Source organism: Rhodoferax sp. WC2427 (assembly GCF_040822085.1).
GTDB lineage: Bacteria > Pseudomonadota > Gammaproteobacteria > Burkholderiales > Burkholderiaceae_C > Rhodoferax_B.
This window is the reverse complement of the sequence record NZ_CP162006.1, coordinates 4,225,125-4,241,122: the sequence shown is the minus strand read 5'-3', so window position 1 is coordinate 4,241,122 and position 15,998 is coordinate 4,225,125. Positions and strand designations below refer to the sequence as shown.

16 protein-coding genes and 1 other RNA gene are annotated in these 15,998 nt (G+C 67.6%); 10 read left to right on the top strand and 7 right to left on the bottom strand.

The window, feature by feature from the left end:
• Positions 1-46: 46 nt before the first annotated feature.
• The 5 genes from AB3G31_RS19730 to AB3G31_RS19710 are packed head-to-tail and all read left to right on the top strand — an operon-like array spanning position 47 to position 4,543.
• Entirely contained in the window at positions 47-1,243 is a 1,197-nt protein-coding gene (locus AB3G31_RS19730; protein WP_367847760.1) for a beta-ketoacyl-[acyl-carrier-protein] synthase family protein, read from the top strand.
• On the top strand, positions 1,240-2,049 hold the full coding sequence (locus AB3G31_RS19725; protein ID WP_367847759.1) for a beta-ketoacyl synthase chain length factor: 810 nt from the start codon (positions 1,240-1,242) through the stop codon (positions 2,047-2,049). The genes AB3G31_RS19730 and AB3G31_RS19725 overlap by 4 nt, the downstream gene beginning before the upstream one ends.
• Before the next feature lie 41 nt (positions 2,050-2,090).
• On the top strand, positions 2,091-2,483 hold the full coding sequence (locus AB3G31_RS19720) for a 3-hydroxylacyl-ACP dehydratase (RefSeq protein ID WP_367850388.1): 393 nt from the start codon (positions 2,091-2,093) through the stop codon (positions 2,481-2,483).
• 9 nt (positions 2,484-2,492) lie between these two features.
• Complete coding sequence (gene fabG / locus AB3G31_RS19715) at positions 2,493-3,221, top strand: 3-oxoacyl-ACP reductase FabG (protein WP_367847758.1); 729 nt, start codon at positions 2,493-2,495, stop codon at positions 3,219-3,221.
• The gene (locus tag AB3G31_RS19710; RefSeq protein ID WP_367847757.1) at positions 3,218-4,543 is read left to right on the top strand and encodes a cation:proton antiporter; all 1,326 of its coding nucleotides are present in this window, start codon (positions 3,218-3,220) and stop codon (positions 4,541-4,543) included. Before fabG ends, AB3G31_RS19710 begins: the two co-directional genes overlap by 4 nt.
• Positions 4,544-4,601: 58 nt before the next feature.
• Here the strand turns inward: AB3G31_RS19710 and AB3G31_RS19705 are convergent, their stop codons facing one another.
• Genes AB3G31_RS19705 through AB3G31_RS19695 form a run of 3 tightly spaced genes read right to left on the bottom strand, consistent with a single transcriptional unit; the run spans position 4,602 to position 7,490 of the window.
• A complete protein-coding gene (locus AB3G31_RS19705) occupies positions 4,602-5,369 on the bottom strand; it encodes a glycosyltransferase family 2 protein (RefSeq protein ID WP_367847756.1) in 768 nt (255 codons plus the stop codon).
• Positions 5,370-6,119 (bottom strand): lysophospholipid acyltransferase family protein, encoded by a 750-nt coding sequence (locus AB3G31_RS19700; protein WP_367847755.1) that lies wholly within the window; start codon positions 6,117-6,119, stop codon positions 5,370-5,372. It abuts the gene before it with no gap.
• 42 nt (positions 6,120-6,161) lie between these two features.
• Complete coding sequence (locus tag AB3G31_RS19695) at positions 6,162-7,490, bottom strand: NAD(P)/FAD-dependent oxidoreductase (protein ID WP_367847754.1); 1,329 nt, start codon at positions 7,488-7,490, stop codon at positions 6,162-6,164.
• 217 nt (positions 7,491-7,707) lie between these two features.
• Between AB3G31_RS19695 and AB3G31_RS19690 the strand changes: the two genes are divergently transcribed.
• A complete protein-coding gene (locus tag AB3G31_RS19690) occupies positions 7,708-8,766 on the top strand; it encodes a Rid family hydrolase (RefSeq protein WP_367847753.1) in 1,059 nt (352 codons plus the stop codon).
• Here the strand turns inward: AB3G31_RS19690 and cysK are convergent.
• Positions 8,763-9,680: a cysteine synthase A gene (gene cysK, locus AB3G31_RS19685; RefSeq protein ID WP_367847752.1), complete on the bottom strand. Its 918-nt coding sequence runs from the start codon at positions 9,678-9,680 to the stop codon at positions 8,763-8,765. The two genes, AB3G31_RS19690 and cysK, sit on opposite strands and share 4 nt — an antisense overlap.
• A 60-nt stretch (positions 9,681-9,740) precedes the next feature.
• On the opposite strand from cysK, the gene rnpB reads away from it, so the two are divergent.
• From rnpB to AB3G31_RS19665, 4 genes are all read left to right on the top strand, one after another.
• Positions 9,741-10,174, top strand: an RNA gene (rnpB, locus tag AB3G31_RS19680) — RNase P RNA component class A.
• A 121-nt stretch (positions 10,175-10,295) separates the two neighbouring features.
• Positions 10,296-11,177 (top strand): diaminopimelate epimerase, encoded by an 882-nt coding sequence (dapF, locus tag AB3G31_RS19675; RefSeq protein ID WP_367847751.1) that lies wholly within the window; start codon positions 10,296-10,298, stop codon positions 11,175-11,177.
• Positions 11,174-11,863, top strand: coding sequence for a DUF484 family protein (locus AB3G31_RS19670; RefSeq protein WP_367847750.1), 690 nt, complete (start codon positions 11,174-11,176; stop codon positions 11,861-11,863). The genes dapF and AB3G31_RS19670 overlap by 4 nt, the downstream gene beginning before the upstream one ends.
• Positions 11,864-12,793, top strand: coding sequence for a tyrosine-type recombinase/integrase (locus AB3G31_RS19665; RefSeq protein WP_367847749.1), 930 nt, complete (start codon positions 11,864-11,866; stop codon positions 12,791-12,793). It begins immediately after the preceding gene.
• Here AB3G31_RS19665 and AB3G31_RS19660 read toward each other — a convergent pair.
• The 3 genes from AB3G31_RS19660 to AB3G31_RS19650 are packed head-to-tail and all read right to left on the bottom strand — an operon-like array spanning position 12,790 to position 15,880.
• Positions 12,790-13,926, bottom strand: coding sequence for an ABC transporter permease (locus tag AB3G31_RS19660; RefSeq protein ID WP_367847748.1), 1,137 nt, complete (start codon positions 13,924-13,926; stop codon positions 12,790-12,792). The two genes, AB3G31_RS19665 and AB3G31_RS19660, sit on opposite strands and share 4 nt — an antisense overlap.
• A complete protein-coding gene (locus AB3G31_RS19655; protein WP_367847747.1) occupies positions 13,923-14,906 on the bottom strand; it encodes an ABC transporter ATP-binding protein in 984 nt (327 codons plus the stop codon). Before AB3G31_RS19655 ends, AB3G31_RS19660 begins: the two co-directional genes overlap by 4 nt.
• A complete protein-coding gene (locus tag AB3G31_RS19650; RefSeq protein ID WP_367847746.1) occupies positions 14,903-15,880 on the bottom strand; it encodes an HlyD family secretion protein in 978 nt (325 codons plus the stop codon). The genes AB3G31_RS19655 and AB3G31_RS19650 overlap by 4 nt, the downstream gene beginning before the upstream one ends.
• Positions 15,881-15,998 lie beyond the last annotated feature (118 nt).

Here is a 15,998-nt window from a genome sequence, read left to right as displayed (position 1 = left end):
GACAGCCGGTCTTTAGAATCCCTTTAGCTTTTTTGCCTTCTCGCCTGTGCAACCACTTTTTCTCTCCCATTTCACCGCCACCAGCGCCATCGGCCACGGGTTGGCACCTGCGCTGGACGCTTTGCGGGCGCAGCGCAGCGGTTTGACCCCGTGCGACTTCGGGTCCGCCGTGCTGGACACCTGGATCGGCCGTGTCAGCGGGGTGGACGACGAGGTGCTGCCCAGCGAATTGCAGGCCTTTGACTGCCGCAACAACCGGCTGGCGCAGCTCGCCCTGCGCCAGGACGGCTTTTCGGCCGCCGTGCAGGCCGTGGCGGCGCGCGTCGGCCCGCAGCGGGTGGGGGTGTTTCTGGGCACGAGCACCGCCGGTATTTTGCAGACCGAGCTGGCCTACCAGCACCGCGATGCCGCTACCGGGGCCTTGCCCGCCGATTTTTGCTACCCGCAGACCCACAACCCGTATTCGGTGGCCGACTTCGTGCGGCGCAGCTGCCAGCTCAGCGGCCCGGCGATGGCCGTGTCCACCGCCTGCTCGTCCAGCGCCAAGGTGTTTGCCTCGGCCCAACGCATGCTGGCCGCGGGCCTGATCGACGCGGCCGTGGTGGGCGGTGTGGACACCCTGTGCCTGACCACGCTGTACGGTTTCAATTCGCTGGGCTTGTTGTCCGGCAGTCCCTGTCGCCCATTTGATGCGGCGCGCAGCGGTATTTCGATTGGCGAAGGCGCGGCTTTTGTGCTGCTGGAGCGCGCACCCGAGGTGCTGCCCGCCCACGCGGTGCTGCTGCTGGGCCTGGGCGAGTCCAGCGACGCGCACCACATGTCGTCGCCGCACCCCGAAGGGCTGGGCGCGCGCATGGCCATGCAGCAGGCACTGCGCAGCGCGGGGCTGGAGCCGGGCGATATCGACTACATCAACCTGCACGGCACCGCCACCCCAAGCAACGATGCCGCCGAAGGCCTGGCGGTGCAGGCGGTGTTTGGTGCGCACGCCACGCCGTGCAGTTCCACCAAGGGCGCCACCGGCCACACCCTGGGCGCGGCGGGCGGGCTGGAAGCCGTGTTTTGCGCGCTGGCCCTGCAGCACGGCTTGCTGCCCGGCGGCGTGCACACCGAGGTGCTGGATGCGCGCCTCGAGGTGGACTACCTGCTGCAGACCCGCACCCAGCCGCTGCGCCGTGTGCTCAGCAATTCCTTTGGCTTTGGCGGCACCAATTGCAGCCTGATTCTGGGAACCGCACCGTGAGCGCACTGACCGTATGTATCGACGGCGTGGGCCTGCTCGGCCCTGGCATTGCCGACTGGGCGCAGGGCCAGGAACAGCTGGCGGGCCGCGCCCCCGGTCAGTGGCTGAAAACCGTGCTGGCCGCGCCCGCACATTTGCCGCCCGCCGAGCGCCGCCGCGCCGGGGCTGTCATCCGCGTGTCGCAAGCCGTCGGTTTTGAGGCCATGGCGGCCGCCGGGATCCGGCCGCAGGGCCTGGTGTCGGTGTTCACCTCCTCGGGCGGCGACGGGGTCAACTGCCATGCGATTTGCAGCCAGCTGGCCTCCGACGACCGCCTGATTTCGCCCACCCGCTTCCACAACTCGGTGCACAACGCCGCCTCGGGCTACTGGGGCATTGCCACCGGGGCGATGGCCGCGTCTACCGCCTTGTGCGCGTTCGACGGCAGCTTTGCCGCCGGGCTGGTCGAGGCGCTGACCCAGGCGGTGCTGCAGGCTGAGCCGGTGCTGCTGGTGGCCTTTGACACCGACTACCCCGAGCCGCTGCGCAGCTGCCGCCCGGTGCCCGACACCTTTGGCCTGGCCCTGGTGCTGTCGCCCCAGCGCACGGCCCACAGCCTGGGCCAGATCAGCTTGCACCCGGCCAGCTACCTCAGCCCCGGCCCGGCCGACGTGCTGGTGGATGCCGTGCTGGAATCCCAGCGCCAGAGCATCCCCGCCGCCCGTGGCCTGCCGTTGCTGGCCGCGCTGGTGCGCCAGCAAGCCGGCCTGGTGCGGCTGGACTACCTGGACGGTGCGCGCCTGGAACTGGAGTTCACCCCGTGCTGAACGCCGCCGCCATTGCCAGCCGCATCCCGCACCAAGGCACGATGTGCCTGCTGGACCGCGTCACGCAGTGGGATGGCACCACCATCGTCTGCACCGCCAGCAGCCACCGTGCGCTGGGCAACCCGCTGCGGGCGAATGGCCGGCTGGGCGCAGCCTGTGGCGTGGAATATGCCGCCCAGGCCATGGCCGTGCACGGCTCGCTGCTGGCGCAAACTGACGGTGCGCCGCGTGCGGGCTACCTGGCCAGCGTGCGTTCGGTGGAGCTGCAGGTGCAGCGCCTGGACGGTGTAGCGGCCGACCTCACCATCACCGCCGAGCGCATCACCGGCGACGCCAACAACATCCTGTACCGGTTCACCGTGGCCGCCGACGGGCAGACGCTGTTGTCGGGCCGGGCCGCCGTGGTGCTGGACGCCACGCTTCTTCGCAGTTAAGGAATTTCCATGGCAGATACAAAACGCGCGCTGGTCACCGGCGGCAGCGGGGCAATTGGCGCGGCCATTTGCCGCCAGCTGGCCCGCGACGGCCTGGCGGTGATCGTCCACGCCCACCACGGTGTGGCGGCGGCGCAGGCGCTGGTGGCGTCCATCACCGCCGAGGGGGGCCGGGCCCATGCCGTCGTCTTCGACATCACCGACCCCGCAGCCACCACGGCGGCGCTCGACCTGCTGCTTGCCGACGGCCCCATCCAGGTGCTGGTCAACAACGCGGGCATCCACGAGGACGTGGTGTTTCCCGGCATGCAGCTGGCACAGTGGCAGCGGGTGCTGGACGTGTCGCTGAACGGCTTCTTCCACGTGACCCAGCCCTTGACGCTGCCCATGGCCCGCACCCGCTGGGGCCGCATCATCAGCATCACCTCGGTGGCGGCGCTGATGGGCAACCGGGGCCAGGTGAACTATTCGGCAGCCAAGGGGGCTTTGCATGCCGCCACCAAGTCGCTGGCGCTGGAGCTGGCCAGCCGGGGCATCACGGTGAATGCGGTGGCCCCGGGCATCATCCAGAGCGCCATGAGCGAAGCCGCGTTCGATGCCACCCGCATCGCGCAGATGGTGCCCATGCAGCGCGCAGGCCAGCCCGAAGAGGTGGCGGACCTGGTCAGCTTTTTGGCATCCGACCGGGCCGCCTACATCAGCGGCCAGATTATTTCCATCAACGGGGGTATGGCATGAGTGCGGCGACCCACGCGGTCGCCGCCGCCGGTTCGGTGCACAAGGCCGAGCTGCTGCTGTTTTTCACCCTGTTGCAGCTCACCTTGATCGTGCTGGCCGGGCGCGTCGGCGGGGCGCTGGCGGCGCGCTGGGGGCAGTCGGCGGCGGTGGGGGAGATCATTGTGGGCATTTTGCTGGGGCCTTCGCTGTTCGGGCTGCTGGCACCGGAAAGCTTTGCGCTGGTGTTCAAGTCGGCCTCGGGTGAGCCGATGCAGATCCTGTCGCAGATCGGGCTGATTCTGCTGATGTTCCAGATCGGCCTGGAGTTCGACTTTGGCCACCTGACCGAGCGGCGCAACCGCCGCACCGTGCTGTGGGTCAGCACCGCCTGCATGGTTTTTCCGTTCGCGCTGGGCGTGGGCCTGGGCTGGGTGAGTGCACCGATCTTGTCGCCGCAGGCCGATGCACTGGTGTCGTCGCTGTTCATCGGCACGGCCTTGTCCATTACCGCGCTGCCGATTCTGGGGCGCATCCTGATGGAGTTCCACATGACCCGCACCCCGCTGGGCGTGATCGCCATCAGCGCAGCCGCCATCAACGACGTGGTGGGCTGGCTGCTGCTGGCCCTGGTGAGCACGCTGGCGGTGTCGAACTTTGACGCAGTTACGTTTGCCACGAAGGTGGCGCTGGTGGTGGGCTTTTTGCTGCTGTGGCAGTGGGGCGTGCGGCCCGTGATGCGGCGGGTGATCCGCCATTTCGAGCGCGGCCAGGCGGCGGGCAGCGACGTGCTGCACCCGCACCTGCTGGGCATTGCGCTGGCGATGATTTTTGTGTCGGGCATGGCCACCTACCTGCTGGGGATTTTTGCGATTTTTGGCGGCTTCATGATGGGTGTGATCCTGCACGACGAGCACGCCTTTGTGCGGGCCTGGAAGGCGCGGGTGAGCCCGTTTGTGCTGGTGTTCTTCTTGCCCATCTTCTTTACCTACACCGGGCTGCGCACCAACATCGGCGGGCTGGACAGCCTGGCGCTGTGGGGCTGGTGCGCGCTGGTGTTTGGCCTGGCCACGCTGGGCAAGTTTGGCGGCGCCTATCTGGCCGCCCGCGCCACCGGCCTGAACCACCCCGAGGCCAGCATCCTGGGCATTCTGATGAACACCCGCGCGCTGATGGAGCTGATCATCATCAATGTGGGGTTTGACTTGGGCGTGATCTCGCAAAACATGTTCACCATGCTGGTGATCATGGCCATTGGCAGCACCGTCATCACCACGCCGCTGCTGCGCCGCTGGCTGCCCCGGGTGGCCCAGCCCCAACCGGTGCCCGCCGGGGTGGTGGTGTGAAAACCTGTTTGCTATTTATTTAGTAGCTTGTCACGCTGATGGAATAAGCGCTAGAGGCCTAAAAGACCATGGATTTCAGCCGCCGCAGCAGCAGCAGCGGCAGGCGCAGCACAAAGCCCGCAAACAAACGGCTGTGCATCCAGGTCAGCAGGCAGTTGTCGCGCAGGTAGTTGAAGTGCGACACCCCGCCTTCCGCCACCGTGAAGTACTTCACCGTGGCGGGCAGGTTGATGGCGGGCACGCCGCGCCAGCTCATGCGCACCACGGCCTCGGGGTCGAAGTCGAAGCGCCGCATCCAGCGCTGGCCCTGCATCACCTGGCGCAGCGGCGCGATGGGGTAGACCCGAAAGCCAAACAGCGAGTCGCCAATGCCTGCCCACAGCGTCTCCAGGTTGGCCCAGCCGTTGGAGATCTTGCGGCCCTGCACGCGCAGCTGGGGCGCATCGGCGGCAAACACCGGCACGCCCAGCACCATGGCGGCAGGCTGCTGCTGCGAGGTGGCCATGAAGGACGGGATCAGCTCTGCCGGGTGCTGGCCGTCGGAGTCCATGGTCAGCACGTGGCTGAAGCCCTGCGCCGCGGCCCGGTCCAGCCCCTGCAACACCGCCGCGCCCTTGCCCACGTTGTGCGGCAGCACCAGCACCTGCAGGCCGGGATCGGTGGCGGCCATGGCCTGCAGCAGGGCGGCGCTGCCGTCGGTGCTGCCGTCCACCACCACCCACACCGGGTTCCAGTGGGCGCGGGCGGAGCGCACGGTGGCGGCCACCTTGATGCCAGGGTTGTAGCTGGGGATCAGCACGAGATGGGTGGTGGAGGCAGAGGTCATTTAGCGGGAATGTTCGGTCACGGGCAGGTCGGGCAGCATGGCACCAGCCAGCTCGGTGTGGAAATACTGCTCCAGCGTGCGGGCAAAGGCCTCCACGTTGTCCGGCGGGTCAAAGCGCCGACCCAGCCGCACCCGGTAGACCATGGGCATGGCCGGGCGGCGCAGCAGCGGCCAGCCTTTGCCCATGAAGGGTGAATTGGTCTCGATAAACACGGTTTGCACCGGCACCTGGGCCTGCTTGGCGATCAGCCCTACCGTGCCTTGCAGCCGGTTGACGGGGAGCTGGGTGGTGCGCGTGCCTTCGGGGAACAGCAGCAGGTGGTTGCCTTTGCGCACATCGGCCACCGCGAGTTGCACCATGGAGCGCAGCGAGTCGTTGCGGATATAGCGTGCCAGCCGGGCCCCGGCGCCCAGCAGCAGGTTGTCCATCAGCTCGGCCTTCATCACGCACGACACGTGGGGCAGGCGCGAGATCACCAGCACCGCATCCAGCAGCGAGGGGTGGTTGGGCGCAATCACCATGCCTGGCGCGTCCCGCAGGGCGTCCAGCGCCGACAGGTCAAACTGGCAGGCACCGATCCATTTCAGGCCGCGCAAATACTCGCGGAATACCAGGGTGATACCCCAGCGCCCCACCCAGGTGCCCGCCGCCCGCGGCAGCAGCCAGTACAGGGGCATGGCCAGCACGGTCCAGTCCATGCACACCACGGCAAAGAACAGCAGGCCCAGGCGCAGGCGCAACGCGTCCACGCTCTGCCGTATGCCGCGAAAAAACCGATGGGTTGGCAAAGGCTACAGGCTCCCGGTATCCAAAACGCGGATATTGCTCCGGCGGCGGCGCACGGCCTGCCAGGTGCGCTGAAAATTGAACAGGCAGACGGTGTAGTAAATGCCCTTCAGGATGCGCAGAGAGTTCCAGATGGGGGTTTTGCCGAAAATATCGCCCGCCAGCATGGACAGCAGGGCTTCCTTGACGCGGAAGTCGTTGCGGGGCTCCATGAACAGGTCGCGCATGGTGGGGTTGGTGACGCGGTAGATGAACCACGAGAACTCTTTTGGTCCGAGCCGGGTTTGCTGGTCGAAGTGGCGCAGCGCCTGGGCCGCGCGGGCGGGTTCGCGCAGGCAGGTGTCCACCGTCTCGGCCCCGACAAAGCCGCCGTTCATGGCCAGCATCACGCCCGAGGAAAACACCGGGTCGATGAAGGTGAAGGCGTCGCCCAGCAGCAGGTAGTTGGGGCCGTGGGTCTGGTCGCAGCTGTACGAGAAGTTGCCGGTCACCTCCACCTCCGAGACCAGTGTGGCCCCCGCCAGGCGCTCGGACAGGGCTGGGCTCATGGCCAGGGTGGCCAGAAAGAAGTCTTGCACCGGCCGGCTGCGGGTCTTCAGGTAGTACGACCAGACCACCGCGCCCACGCTGGTGGTGCCGTCGGCCAGCGGAATGAACCAGATCCAGCCGTGGTCGAACCAGAAGATGGTGATGTTGCCTGCGTCCTGGCCGTCGTGGCGCCGGGCCCCGGTGAAGTGGCCGTACAGGGCCGAGCTGTTGTGCTTGGGGTTGCGCTTTTTGGACGCAAACTTTTTGCCCAGAAAGGTGTCGCGCCCGGACGCGTCGATGACGTAGCGGGCCTGCCACGCACCCTGGCGGCCATCGTCGTGTTCGGCGTGGACGGTGGCGCCGCTCTGGTCGGGGGCAAAGTCCACACCGCGCACGCGGCAGCCTTCGATGACCTCGGCACCCTTGGTGGCGGCGTTGCGGATCAAAATTTCGTCAAACACCGAACGCCGCACCTGGTAGGAGAACGGCATGGACTTGTCCCACGCGTCGGCAAAGTGGAAGGTGGCGCTTTTCTGTGCGTGCCAGGGCGAGACAAATTCTGCGCCCCACTTTTCCATCGACACGGCCTTCACCTGTTCCAGCACGCCCAGCTTGTCCAGCAGGGGCAGGTTGGCGGGCAGCAGGGATTCGCCGATGTGGAAGCGCGGGTGGTGGGCTTTTTCCAGCAGCACCACGGTGTAGCCCCGCTCGGCCAGCAAAGTGGCCGCCGTGGAGCCTGCCGGGCCGCCGCCGATGACCAGTACGTCGCAAGGAATGGGGGTGGGCACAGGTGTCAATACGGTCATGGGCGGCCTTCAAATTGCGGGGGTCACAGGGGCCCGGACGGACATCGACCGCATCAGGAAGATGCAGATTTTACTTGGCACCCCACCCGCCGCGTCCAGGTGGCTGGCACCGCTTGCACCCTGAAAACGGGGTCTGGAATGGGTTTATTATGGGCACGCGACACCGCCCGAGCCCCTCCTGCCCCTCTTGCCCCCGATCGAAAACGCCTTGTCCCCTATGCCCTTGAGTCCGGCACCCATTTCCCCGCTGCTGTCTTTGCACTACCTGTCCCGCGATACCGGGCCCCCCCATGCGGCCCCGGCAGCCCTGGGGGCCGTGCGGTTTGGCCGCACTGCATCGCCGACCTCCGTGCTGGAGATCGCCACCCCCGTACTCGGCCAGACCGGCGATGTGCTGGAGCTGTGGCAAACCGACCAGCCGGTGCGCACCGGCACGCAGGGCCTGCTGCACTACGCCATGACAGACGAGGTGCTGTTCGGTGCCATCTGCATCCCGGATACCGACAGCGATGTAGGGCATTACCCCGGCGGCGGTTACGACCCGTTGCGGCCATCGCTGCTGCAACAGGCCTCGGAGCAGGTGTACCTGGCCGTGTTTGCCGCGCTGGAGTCGCTGGGCTACCCGCATCTGCTGCGGGTGTGGAACTACTTTTCGGGCATCAACACCGATACCTGCGGCATGGAGCGCTATCTGCAGTTCAACATCGGGCGGCAGGATGCCTTTCGCAAGATGGCCCGGCCATTCCTGGCCGACGCACCCGCCGCCTGTGCGCTGGGTACCCACAGCGGTGGCTTGCAGGTGTATTTTCTGGCCGCCAAAGTGCCGCCGTTGGCCATAGAAAACCCGCGCCAGGTCAGTGCTTACTTCTACCCCGACCAATACGGGCCGCGCACGCCGTCGTTTTCGCGTGCGGCATTGGCCACGCTGTCGGGGCAGTGCTGGTTGTTCATCAGCGGCACCGCCAGCATCGTCGGGCACCAGAGCGTGCACGCCGGGGATGTGCGCGCGCAAACCGAAGAAACCCTGCGCAACATCGCCGTACTGCTGGCCCAGGCCAACCGGGCGGCAGACACCCGGGACTGGACCCTGGCCGCGTTGCAGTACAAGGTGTACGTGCGCCACGCGGCGGACTTCGAGGCCGTGCGGTCCGTGCTGGACGCCCATCTGCCGCCTGCCGCCGTGCGGGTGTATGTGCAGGCCGACGTGTGCCGCGCCGACCTGCTGATGGAAATCGAGGCCACGGGCTGCCTGCCCGTGCCAATGGCTGGGGTTTAGACGGGCAAGAACCCGTCTACCGACAAATAGCGCTCGCCGGTGTCGTAGTTGAAGCCCAGCACCCGTGCGCCTGCGGGCAACTCGGGCAGCTTTTTGGCAATCGCCGCCAGCGTGGCACCGCTGGAGATACCCACCAGCATGCCCTCTTCGCGGGCGCTGCGGCGGGCCATCTCACGGGCCGGTTCGGCATCGACCTGGATCACGCCGTCCAGCAGCGACACATCCAGGTTCTTGGGAATAAAGCCTGCGCCAATGCCCTGGATCGGGTGCGGGGCCGGTGCGCCGCCCGAGATGACGGGCGAGGCCGATGGTTCGACTGCAAACACCTTTAAATTTGGCCAGGCCGCCTTCAGCACCTGGGCGCAGCCGGTGATGTGGCCGCCGGTGCCTACGCCGGTGATCAGCGCGTCCAGCCCATCGGGAAAGTCGGCCAGGATTTCCTGGGCGGTGGTGGCTACGTGCACCGCGATGTTGGCGGGGTTCTCGAACTGCTGCGGCATCCAGCTGCCCGGCGTGGCGGTCACCAGCTCCTGGGCGCGGGCGATAGCCCCTTTCATGCCCTTTTCGCGGGGGGTCAGGTCAAACGTGGCGCCGTAGGCCAGCATCAGGCGGCGGCGCTCGATGGACATGCTGTCGGGCATCACCAGCACCAGCTTGTAGCCCTTGACCGCCGCCACCATGGCCAGGCCTACACCGGTATTGCCCGAGGTGGGCTCGATGATGGTGCCGCCGGGTTGCAGCATGCCGGATTTTTCGGCATCCTCGACCATGGACAGCGCAATCCGGTCCTTGATGGAGCCGCCCGGGTTGCTGCGCTCGGACTTGATCCACACATTGGCCCCCGGGCCAAACAGGCGCTGGACGCGTATGTGCGGGGTGTTGCCAATGGTGTGCAGGATGGTGTGGGCGGGCATAGGTCTCCTTTTGATGGGCGGGGGAAATAAACCATTGTGGCACTGCGATAATGCACCTGTGAAGCCCGCCAGACCGCCGCTGGTGCAATCTGGGAAACCAGGCACTGGAGGAACGTCCGGACTGCATAGGGCAGCGTAGCAGCTAATGGCTGTCCACCGTGAGGTGAGGATTAGAGCAACAGAGACGAGTCGAATTGGACAACCCCCGAGGGTGGTCTGTGCGGTGTCAGCGTAAGCTGGCACGCGGGTGGCGTAAGCCGCACGCCCCGGCGCAAGCCGGGACAGCACAGCACCCGAATCGGGCAGAGCCCGATTCGGGTGAAACGGGCAATCTCTACGCGCAGCAATACCAAATAGGCCAACGTTGACGGGGCCCCCTGAGTTGGCGGGTAGGTAGCACCGAGCCGGGCGAGCGATCCCCGGCCCAGATTAATGGCGGTCACACGAGGGGCAACCTTCGCGCACAGAATCCGGCTTATCGGTGGGCTTCACACTTTTATGAATGAAATAGGCCCTTAGCGCTTATTTCATCGGCGTAGCAAGCTATCTTTTCAATAGCTGCACGAAATTCCAGGCCGCCCCGGCAGGCTGCCTGCCAGCGCCGATAATTCCCCCATGCACATTCCATTCACCAAAATGCAGGGCGCGGGCAACGACTTTGTGGTGCTCGACGAGACCCAGGGCCGCCTGGGCCTGAGCCGGGAGCAGTACCGCTTTCTGGCCGACCGCCACTTCGGCGTGGGCGCAGACCAGATTTTGTCGGTGCGCGCCGCCAGCGCCCCGGGCATCGACTTCGAGTACGCCATCCACAACGCCGACGGCGGCGAGGTGGAGCACTGCGGCAATGGCGCGCGCTGCTTCATGCGCTTCGTCCACAGCCGGGGGCTGACCACCCAGCGCAGCGTGCGGGTGCAAACCATGGAGCGCGTGCTGCAGCTGAACATGCAGCCCGATGGCCGCGTGACGGTGGACATGGGCCTGCCGGTGTTCGACCTGGCGCAGATTCCTTTCGATCCGCAAGGCCTGCAGCCCGTGGCTGCCCATACATGGCAAAAATGGCCTCTAGTGCTTATTCCATCGGCGCAAGAAGCTATTGAAAGCGTAGCAGTTGTGTCCATGGGCAATCCGCATGCCGTGCTGCTGGTGGACGATGTGGATGCGGCCCCGGTACAGACCACCGGCCCGCTGGTGCAGGCCCAGCCCTGTTTCCCCAACGGGGTCAATGTCGGCTTCATGCAGGTGGTGAACCGCGGCCACGTCCGCCTGCGGGTGTTCGAGCGCGGCGCGGGCGAGACCCTGGCCTGCGGTACCGGCGCGTGCGCTGCGGTGGTGGCGGGCATCCGCCTGGGCCTGCTGGACGCGCGGGTCGATGTAGACACCCGTGGCGGCCCCCTGACCATCGAGTGGGAGGGCCTGGGCCAGCCCGTGCGCATGACCGGCCCGGCCACCACCGTATTCGACGGCAGCATTACCATTCCAGACTCCATTTCCCCATGACCATGAACACCCAAAACCCCATCACCGAAGAAGACATCGCCAACTTCCTGAGCAACACGCCCGAGTTCTTCGAGCGCCATTCGCAGGTGCTGGCCTCGGTGCAGCTCACCAGCCCGCACGGCAACCGGGCGGTCAGCCTGCAGGAGCGGCAGGCCGAGATGCTGCGCGAAAAGATCAAGGGCCTGGAGCACCGCATCATGGACATGGTGCGCAACGGCAACGAGAACGTGATCATTGCCGACAAGCTGCAGCGCTGGGCCCGCAGCCTGCTGCTGACGCGTGCGCCCGGCGACCTGCCCGAGCGTATCGCCCACGAGATCGAGGTGCAGTTCTCGGTGCCGCAGGTGGCCATCAAGGTCTGGGGCGTGGCCGACGAATACGCCCAGGCCGCCTGGGCCCAGGGCGTGAGCGAAGACGCAAAGATCTTTGCCTCGTCGCTGACCGCGCCGTTTTGCGGCGTGAATTCCGGCTTCGAGGCGGTCAGCTGGCTGGCCAACCCGGCGGCCGCCATGTCCATCGCCCTGATGCCGCTGCGCACCGGGGTGCTCAACAGCCCCAGCCCGGCCTTTGGCATGCTGGTGCTGGCTTCGCCCGACGGCCAGCGCTTTGAGTCGGCCATGGGCACCGACTTTCTGGAGCGCATCGCCGAGCTGGCCGGGGCCGCCCTGTCGCGCCTGCGGGTCTAAATGGTCCCTGCGCTGGTCGCCCAATACCTGGATTACGTGCGCTTTGAAAAGCGCCTGGCCGAGCGCACGCTGGCCCTGTACACACTGGACCTGGCCAAGCTGGGCGCACTGGCCGACACCGCCGGGGTGGCGCTGACCGAGGTGGCCCAGCACCACATCCGCCGCTGGGTGGCACAGATGCACGGCCAGGGCCGCAGCGGGCGCGGCATTGCGCTCATCTTGTCGGGCTGGCGCGGGTTTTACGTCTGGCTGGGCCGCCAGGGCCTGGTGGCCACCAACCCGGTGCAGGACGTGCGCGCACCCAAAGCCGCCAAGCCGCTGCCCAAGGCCCTGGGGCTGGACGAGGCCGTGGCCTTTGCCGATTTTGACAACGAGGCCGATGACCCCTGGCTGGAAGCCCGCGACGCGGCCATGGTCGAGCTGCTGTACGGCGGCGGCCTGCGGGTCGGCGAGCTGACCGGGCTGGATGCCGCGCCCGGCCCCTCGGCCAAGGGCTGGGTCGATCTGGCCGCGGGCGAGGCCCATGTGCTGGGCAAGGGCAGCAAGCGGCGCATCGTGCCGATTGGCCAAACTGCTGTGGCCGCACTACAGGCCTGGCTGGCCATGCGCGCCGAAGGGCAGGGCACCGACCTGTCGGCCGCCCTGTTTCTGGGCCGCTACGGCACCCGCCTGACCGCCGCCTCGGTGTGGCAGCGCCTGCGCCGCCGCAGCCGTCTGGCCGGCACCGCCACCCCGGTGCACCCGCACATGCTGCGCCACTCGTTTGCCAGCCATGTGCTGCAAAGCAGCGGCGACCTGCGGGCGGTGCAGGAGCTGCTGGGCCACGCCAACATCAGCACTACCCAGGTCTACACCCGGCTGGACTTCCAGCACCTGGCCAAGGTCTACGACGCAGCCCACCCCCGGGCCAAGCGCAGCGCTGGCGACTAGTCCAGCGTCTGCCGGTAGCGCAGCAGGGCCACGGTGCCCGCCACCGCCAGAAACGCCAGCATGGGCCACAGCTCGGGCCACAGCTGTGCCAGGCCGTTGCCCTTGAGCAAAATGCCGCGCACGATGCGCAGAAAGTGCGTCAGCGGCAGCACCTCGCCCACCCGTTGCGCCCACAGCGGCATGCCCCGGAACGGAAACATGAAGCCCGACAGCAGCATCGACGGCAAAAAGAAAAAGAAGGTGGCCTGCATGGCCTGCAACTGGTTGCGCGCCAGCGTAGAGAAGGTAAAGCCCACCGCCAGGTTGGCCAGCATGAACACGCCAATCATCGCCATCAGCAGGCCAAAGCTGCCCACCATGGGAATCTCGAACAGGGCCCAGGCCGCCACCAGAATCACCCCCAGCTGCAGGTAGCCCAGCAGCACATAGGGCAGGATCTTGCCGACCATGACTTCCACCGGGCGCACTGGCGTGGCCAGCAGGTTTTCCATGGTGCCGCGCTCGCGTTCGCGGGTCATGGCCAGGCCGGTCAGCATCACCATGGTCATGGTCAGGATGGTGCCGATCAGCCCCGGCACGATGTTGTAGCGCGACAGCCCCTCGGGGTTGTAGCGGCGGTGGATGCGCAGGTCAAAGGCCGGGGCGCCGGGCTGGCGTGCCCGCAACGGGCCTTGCAGCTCGTGGCGCAGGGCCACGGGGACCAGCTGGCCGAGCGCGGCAATCGCATTGCCCGAGGCGGCCGGGTCGGTGGCATCGACGCTGACCAGCACCGTGGGCTGCTCGCCCCGCACCACGCGCTGCGAGAAGTCGGGCGGCACCACCACCAGAAACTGGACGGCGCCGTCCTCCACCAGCCGGTCGCCCTCGGCTTCGCTGGTGCCGGTGTGGGTGATGTGGAAATAGCCGCTGTTTTGCAGCGCCGCCACCAGGCTGCGCGCCATCGGCCCGGTGTCGCTGCTGACCAGTGCGGTGGGCAAGCCCTTGGGGTCGGTGTTGATGGCGTAGCCAAACAGCACCAGCTGCAGGATGGGCACCCCCACCGCCATCGCGAAGGTGGGGCGGTCGCGCAGGATTTGCTGGCATTCCTTGATAAAGATGGCCAGCAGCCGCATCCAGCTGAAACGCTGCTTCATGGCGCGGTGGCCGCCAGCGGCGCGGCAAAGTTGTCGCCGGTGCGGGCGATCAGGCTGATGAACACGTCTTCCAGGTTGGGCGCGCTGCGTTCCCAGCGCAGCGCCGCGTGGTTGCGCCAGGGGGCGATGGCGGCCTCGACCGCGGCCTCGGTCTGCCCGGCCACGTGCACCGCCGACCCAAAGGCGGCCACGCTGAGGATGTCGGGGGCGGTTTTGACCTGCGCCGCCATGGCCGTGAGGGTGGCGCCGTCGGGGTCGCCGGGCTCGCTGGCCGACCACACGCTGAGCTGGGCCTGGGCAATGATCTGGGCCGCCGTGCCTCGGGCCAGCAACTGGCCGTAGGCGATGTAGGCCAGCTCGTGGCAGCGCTCGGCCTCGTCCATGTAGTGGGTGGACACCAGCACGGTAATGCCTTCGGCGGCCAGGCGGTGGATTTCGTCCCAGAACTCGCGCCGCGCCTTCGGGTCCACGCCTGCGGTGGGCTCGTCCAGCAGCAGCAGCCGGGGCGCGTGCAACAGGCAGGCGGCCAGGGCCAGGCGCTGCTTCCAGCCGCCCGACAAGGCCCCGGCCAGCTGGTGCTGGCGGCTGCCCAGGCCCAGGCGTTCCAGTGCCTCGTCGACCCGCTGCTTGCGTGCCGGGAGCTCGAACAGCCGGGCGATGAAATCCAGGTTCTGGCGGATCGACAGGTCTTCGTACAGGCCGAATTTCTGGGTCATGTAGCCCACCTGGTGCTTGATGGCCCGCGCCTCGCGGCGGATGTCCAGCCCCAGGCAGGTGCCTTCCCCGGCATCGGGCGTGAGCAGGCCGCACAGCATGCGGATGGTGGTGGTCTTGCCGCTGCCGTTGGGCCCCAGAAAGCCGCAGATCCGGCCCGGGCGGATTTGCAGCGCGATGCCGTCCACCACGGCCCGCTCGCCGTAGCGCTTGGTCAGGCCGTGGACGTCAATCGCCCACTGGGCGGGGGTGGATGCGGTGTTCATGGGCCGGGCGCGGGAAACACGTCGAGCGGCTGGCCCGGATGGAGCCGGGCGGCATCGGCCAGGGCAGGGCGGGCCTCGACCATGAACACCAGCCGGGCCCGCTGGGCGTTGGAGTAAATCACCGGTGGCGTGTACTCCGCCTGCGGGGCGATGAAGCTGATGCGCGCGGCAATGGGCGGGCCACAGCCATCGCACTGGATGCGCACGGCCTGCCCGATGGCCAGGCCCCCCAGGGCCGACTCGGCCACAAAGAACCGCGCCTTGCGCCCTTGCGGCGGCAGCAGGGCCAGCACCGGCTGCCCGGCGGGCACGTATTCGCCGACCCGGAAATAGGTGTCTGCCACCAGCGCGGCGGCCGGGGCCGTCTGGTGCGCCTGCTGGGTGTGCCACAGCTGCTGGGCCAGGGCCTGCTGGGCCGCGTCGGTGGTGGCCCGGGCGGCGGCTTGTTCGTCCTGGCGGGCGGGCAACTGGGCCACGCGCAGCGCGGCGGCCAGTTCGGCCACCCGGTCGCGGGCCTGGGCGGCGGCGGTGATGGCGTCGTCCAGGTGGGCGCGGGAAATGAAGTTCTGGTTGACCAGTTGCTGCTGGCGCTGGAGCTCGGTGCGCGTGCGCTGCTCCAGGGCCCGCGCCTGGGCCAGTTGGGCCTGGATGACGGCGATCTCGTCGCTGCGGCGGCCCTGGGTGCCGTTGCGCCATTGGGCCTGGGCCACCTGCACGGCGGCCTCGGCCTGGGCCCGCGCGGCCTGGGCCAGCTGGTCGTCCAGCGCAAACAGCGGGGCGTTCTGGTCTACCGCCTGGCCGCGCTGCACCGACAGGGTGGTGAGGGTGCCCGCCACCGGCGCGGCCACATACACATAGTCCCCCTCGGCGTAGCCCGACCAGCCGGGCGGGGGCGGTTGGTTGCAGCCCGACAGCGCAGCTGCCAGGCCTGCAGCCAGGGCCCAGGCGTGGAAAGGGGGCGGTGGTGGTGCCATGGTGTGTGAGATTCCTTGTGGGTCTGCGCCATTATTGGTGGGGTGGCCGGTGAAAACACGCCATCCGGCTAAACATTGACGTGCCGCAAGGATGGCCCATCCGGGGCTCTTGTGGGCA

What these genes read in the sequence shown, in the direction of transcription:
- AB3G31_RS19720 (WP_367850388.1), top strand. Translation starts at nt 2,091, where the DNA reads ATGTGCCTGCTGGACCGCGTCACGCAGTGGGATGGCACCACCATCGTC.
- fabG (WP_367847758.1), top strand. Translation starts at nt 2,493, where the DNA reads ATGGCAGATACAAAACGCGCGCTGGTCACCGGCGGCAGCGGGGCAATT.
- AB3G31_RS19710 (WP_367847757.1), top strand. Translation starts at nt 3,218, where the DNA reads ATGAGTGCGGCGACCCACGCGGTCGCCGCCGCCGGTTCGGTGCACAAG.
- AB3G31_RS19705 (WP_367847756.1), bottom strand. Translation starts at nt 5,369, where the DNA reads ATGACCTCTGCCTCCACCACCCATCTCGTGCTGATCCCCAGCTACAAC.
- AB3G31_RS19695 (WP_367847754.1), bottom strand. Translation starts at nt 7,490, where the DNA reads ATGACCGTATTGACACCTGTGCCCACCCCCATTCCTTGCGACGTACTG.
- AB3G31_RS19690 (WP_367847753.1), top strand. Translation starts at nt 7,708, where the DNA reads ATGCCCTTGAGTCCGGCACCCATTTCCCCGCTGCTGTCTTTGCACTAC.
- cysK (WP_367847752.1), bottom strand. Translation starts at nt 9,680, where the DNA reads ATGCCCGCCCACACCATCCTGCACACCATTGGCAACACCCCGCACATA.
- dapF (WP_367847751.1), top strand. Translation starts at nt 10,296, where the DNA reads ATGCACATTCCATTCACCAAAATGCAGGGCGCGGGCAACGACTTTGTG.
- AB3G31_RS19670 (WP_367847750.1), top strand. Translation starts at nt 11,174, where the DNA reads ATGACCATGAACACCCAAAACCCCATCACCGAAGAAGACATCGCCAAC.
- AB3G31_RS19665 (WP_367847749.1), top strand. Translation starts at nt 11,864, where the DNA reads ATGGTCCCTGCGCTGGTCGCCCAATACCTGGATTACGTGCGCTTTGAA.
- AB3G31_RS19660 (WP_367847748.1), bottom strand. Translation starts at nt 13,926, where the DNA reads ATGAAGCAGCGTTTCAGCTGGATGCGGCTGCTGGCCATCTTTATCAAG.
- AB3G31_RS19655 (WP_367847747.1), bottom strand. Translation starts at nt 14,906, where the DNA reads ATGAACACCGCATCCACCCCCGCCCAGTGGGCGATTGACGTCCACGGC.
- AB3G31_RS19650 (WP_367847746.1), bottom strand. Translation starts at nt 15,880, where the DNA reads ATGGCACCACCACCGCCCCCTTTCCACGCCTGGGCCCTGGCTGCAGGC.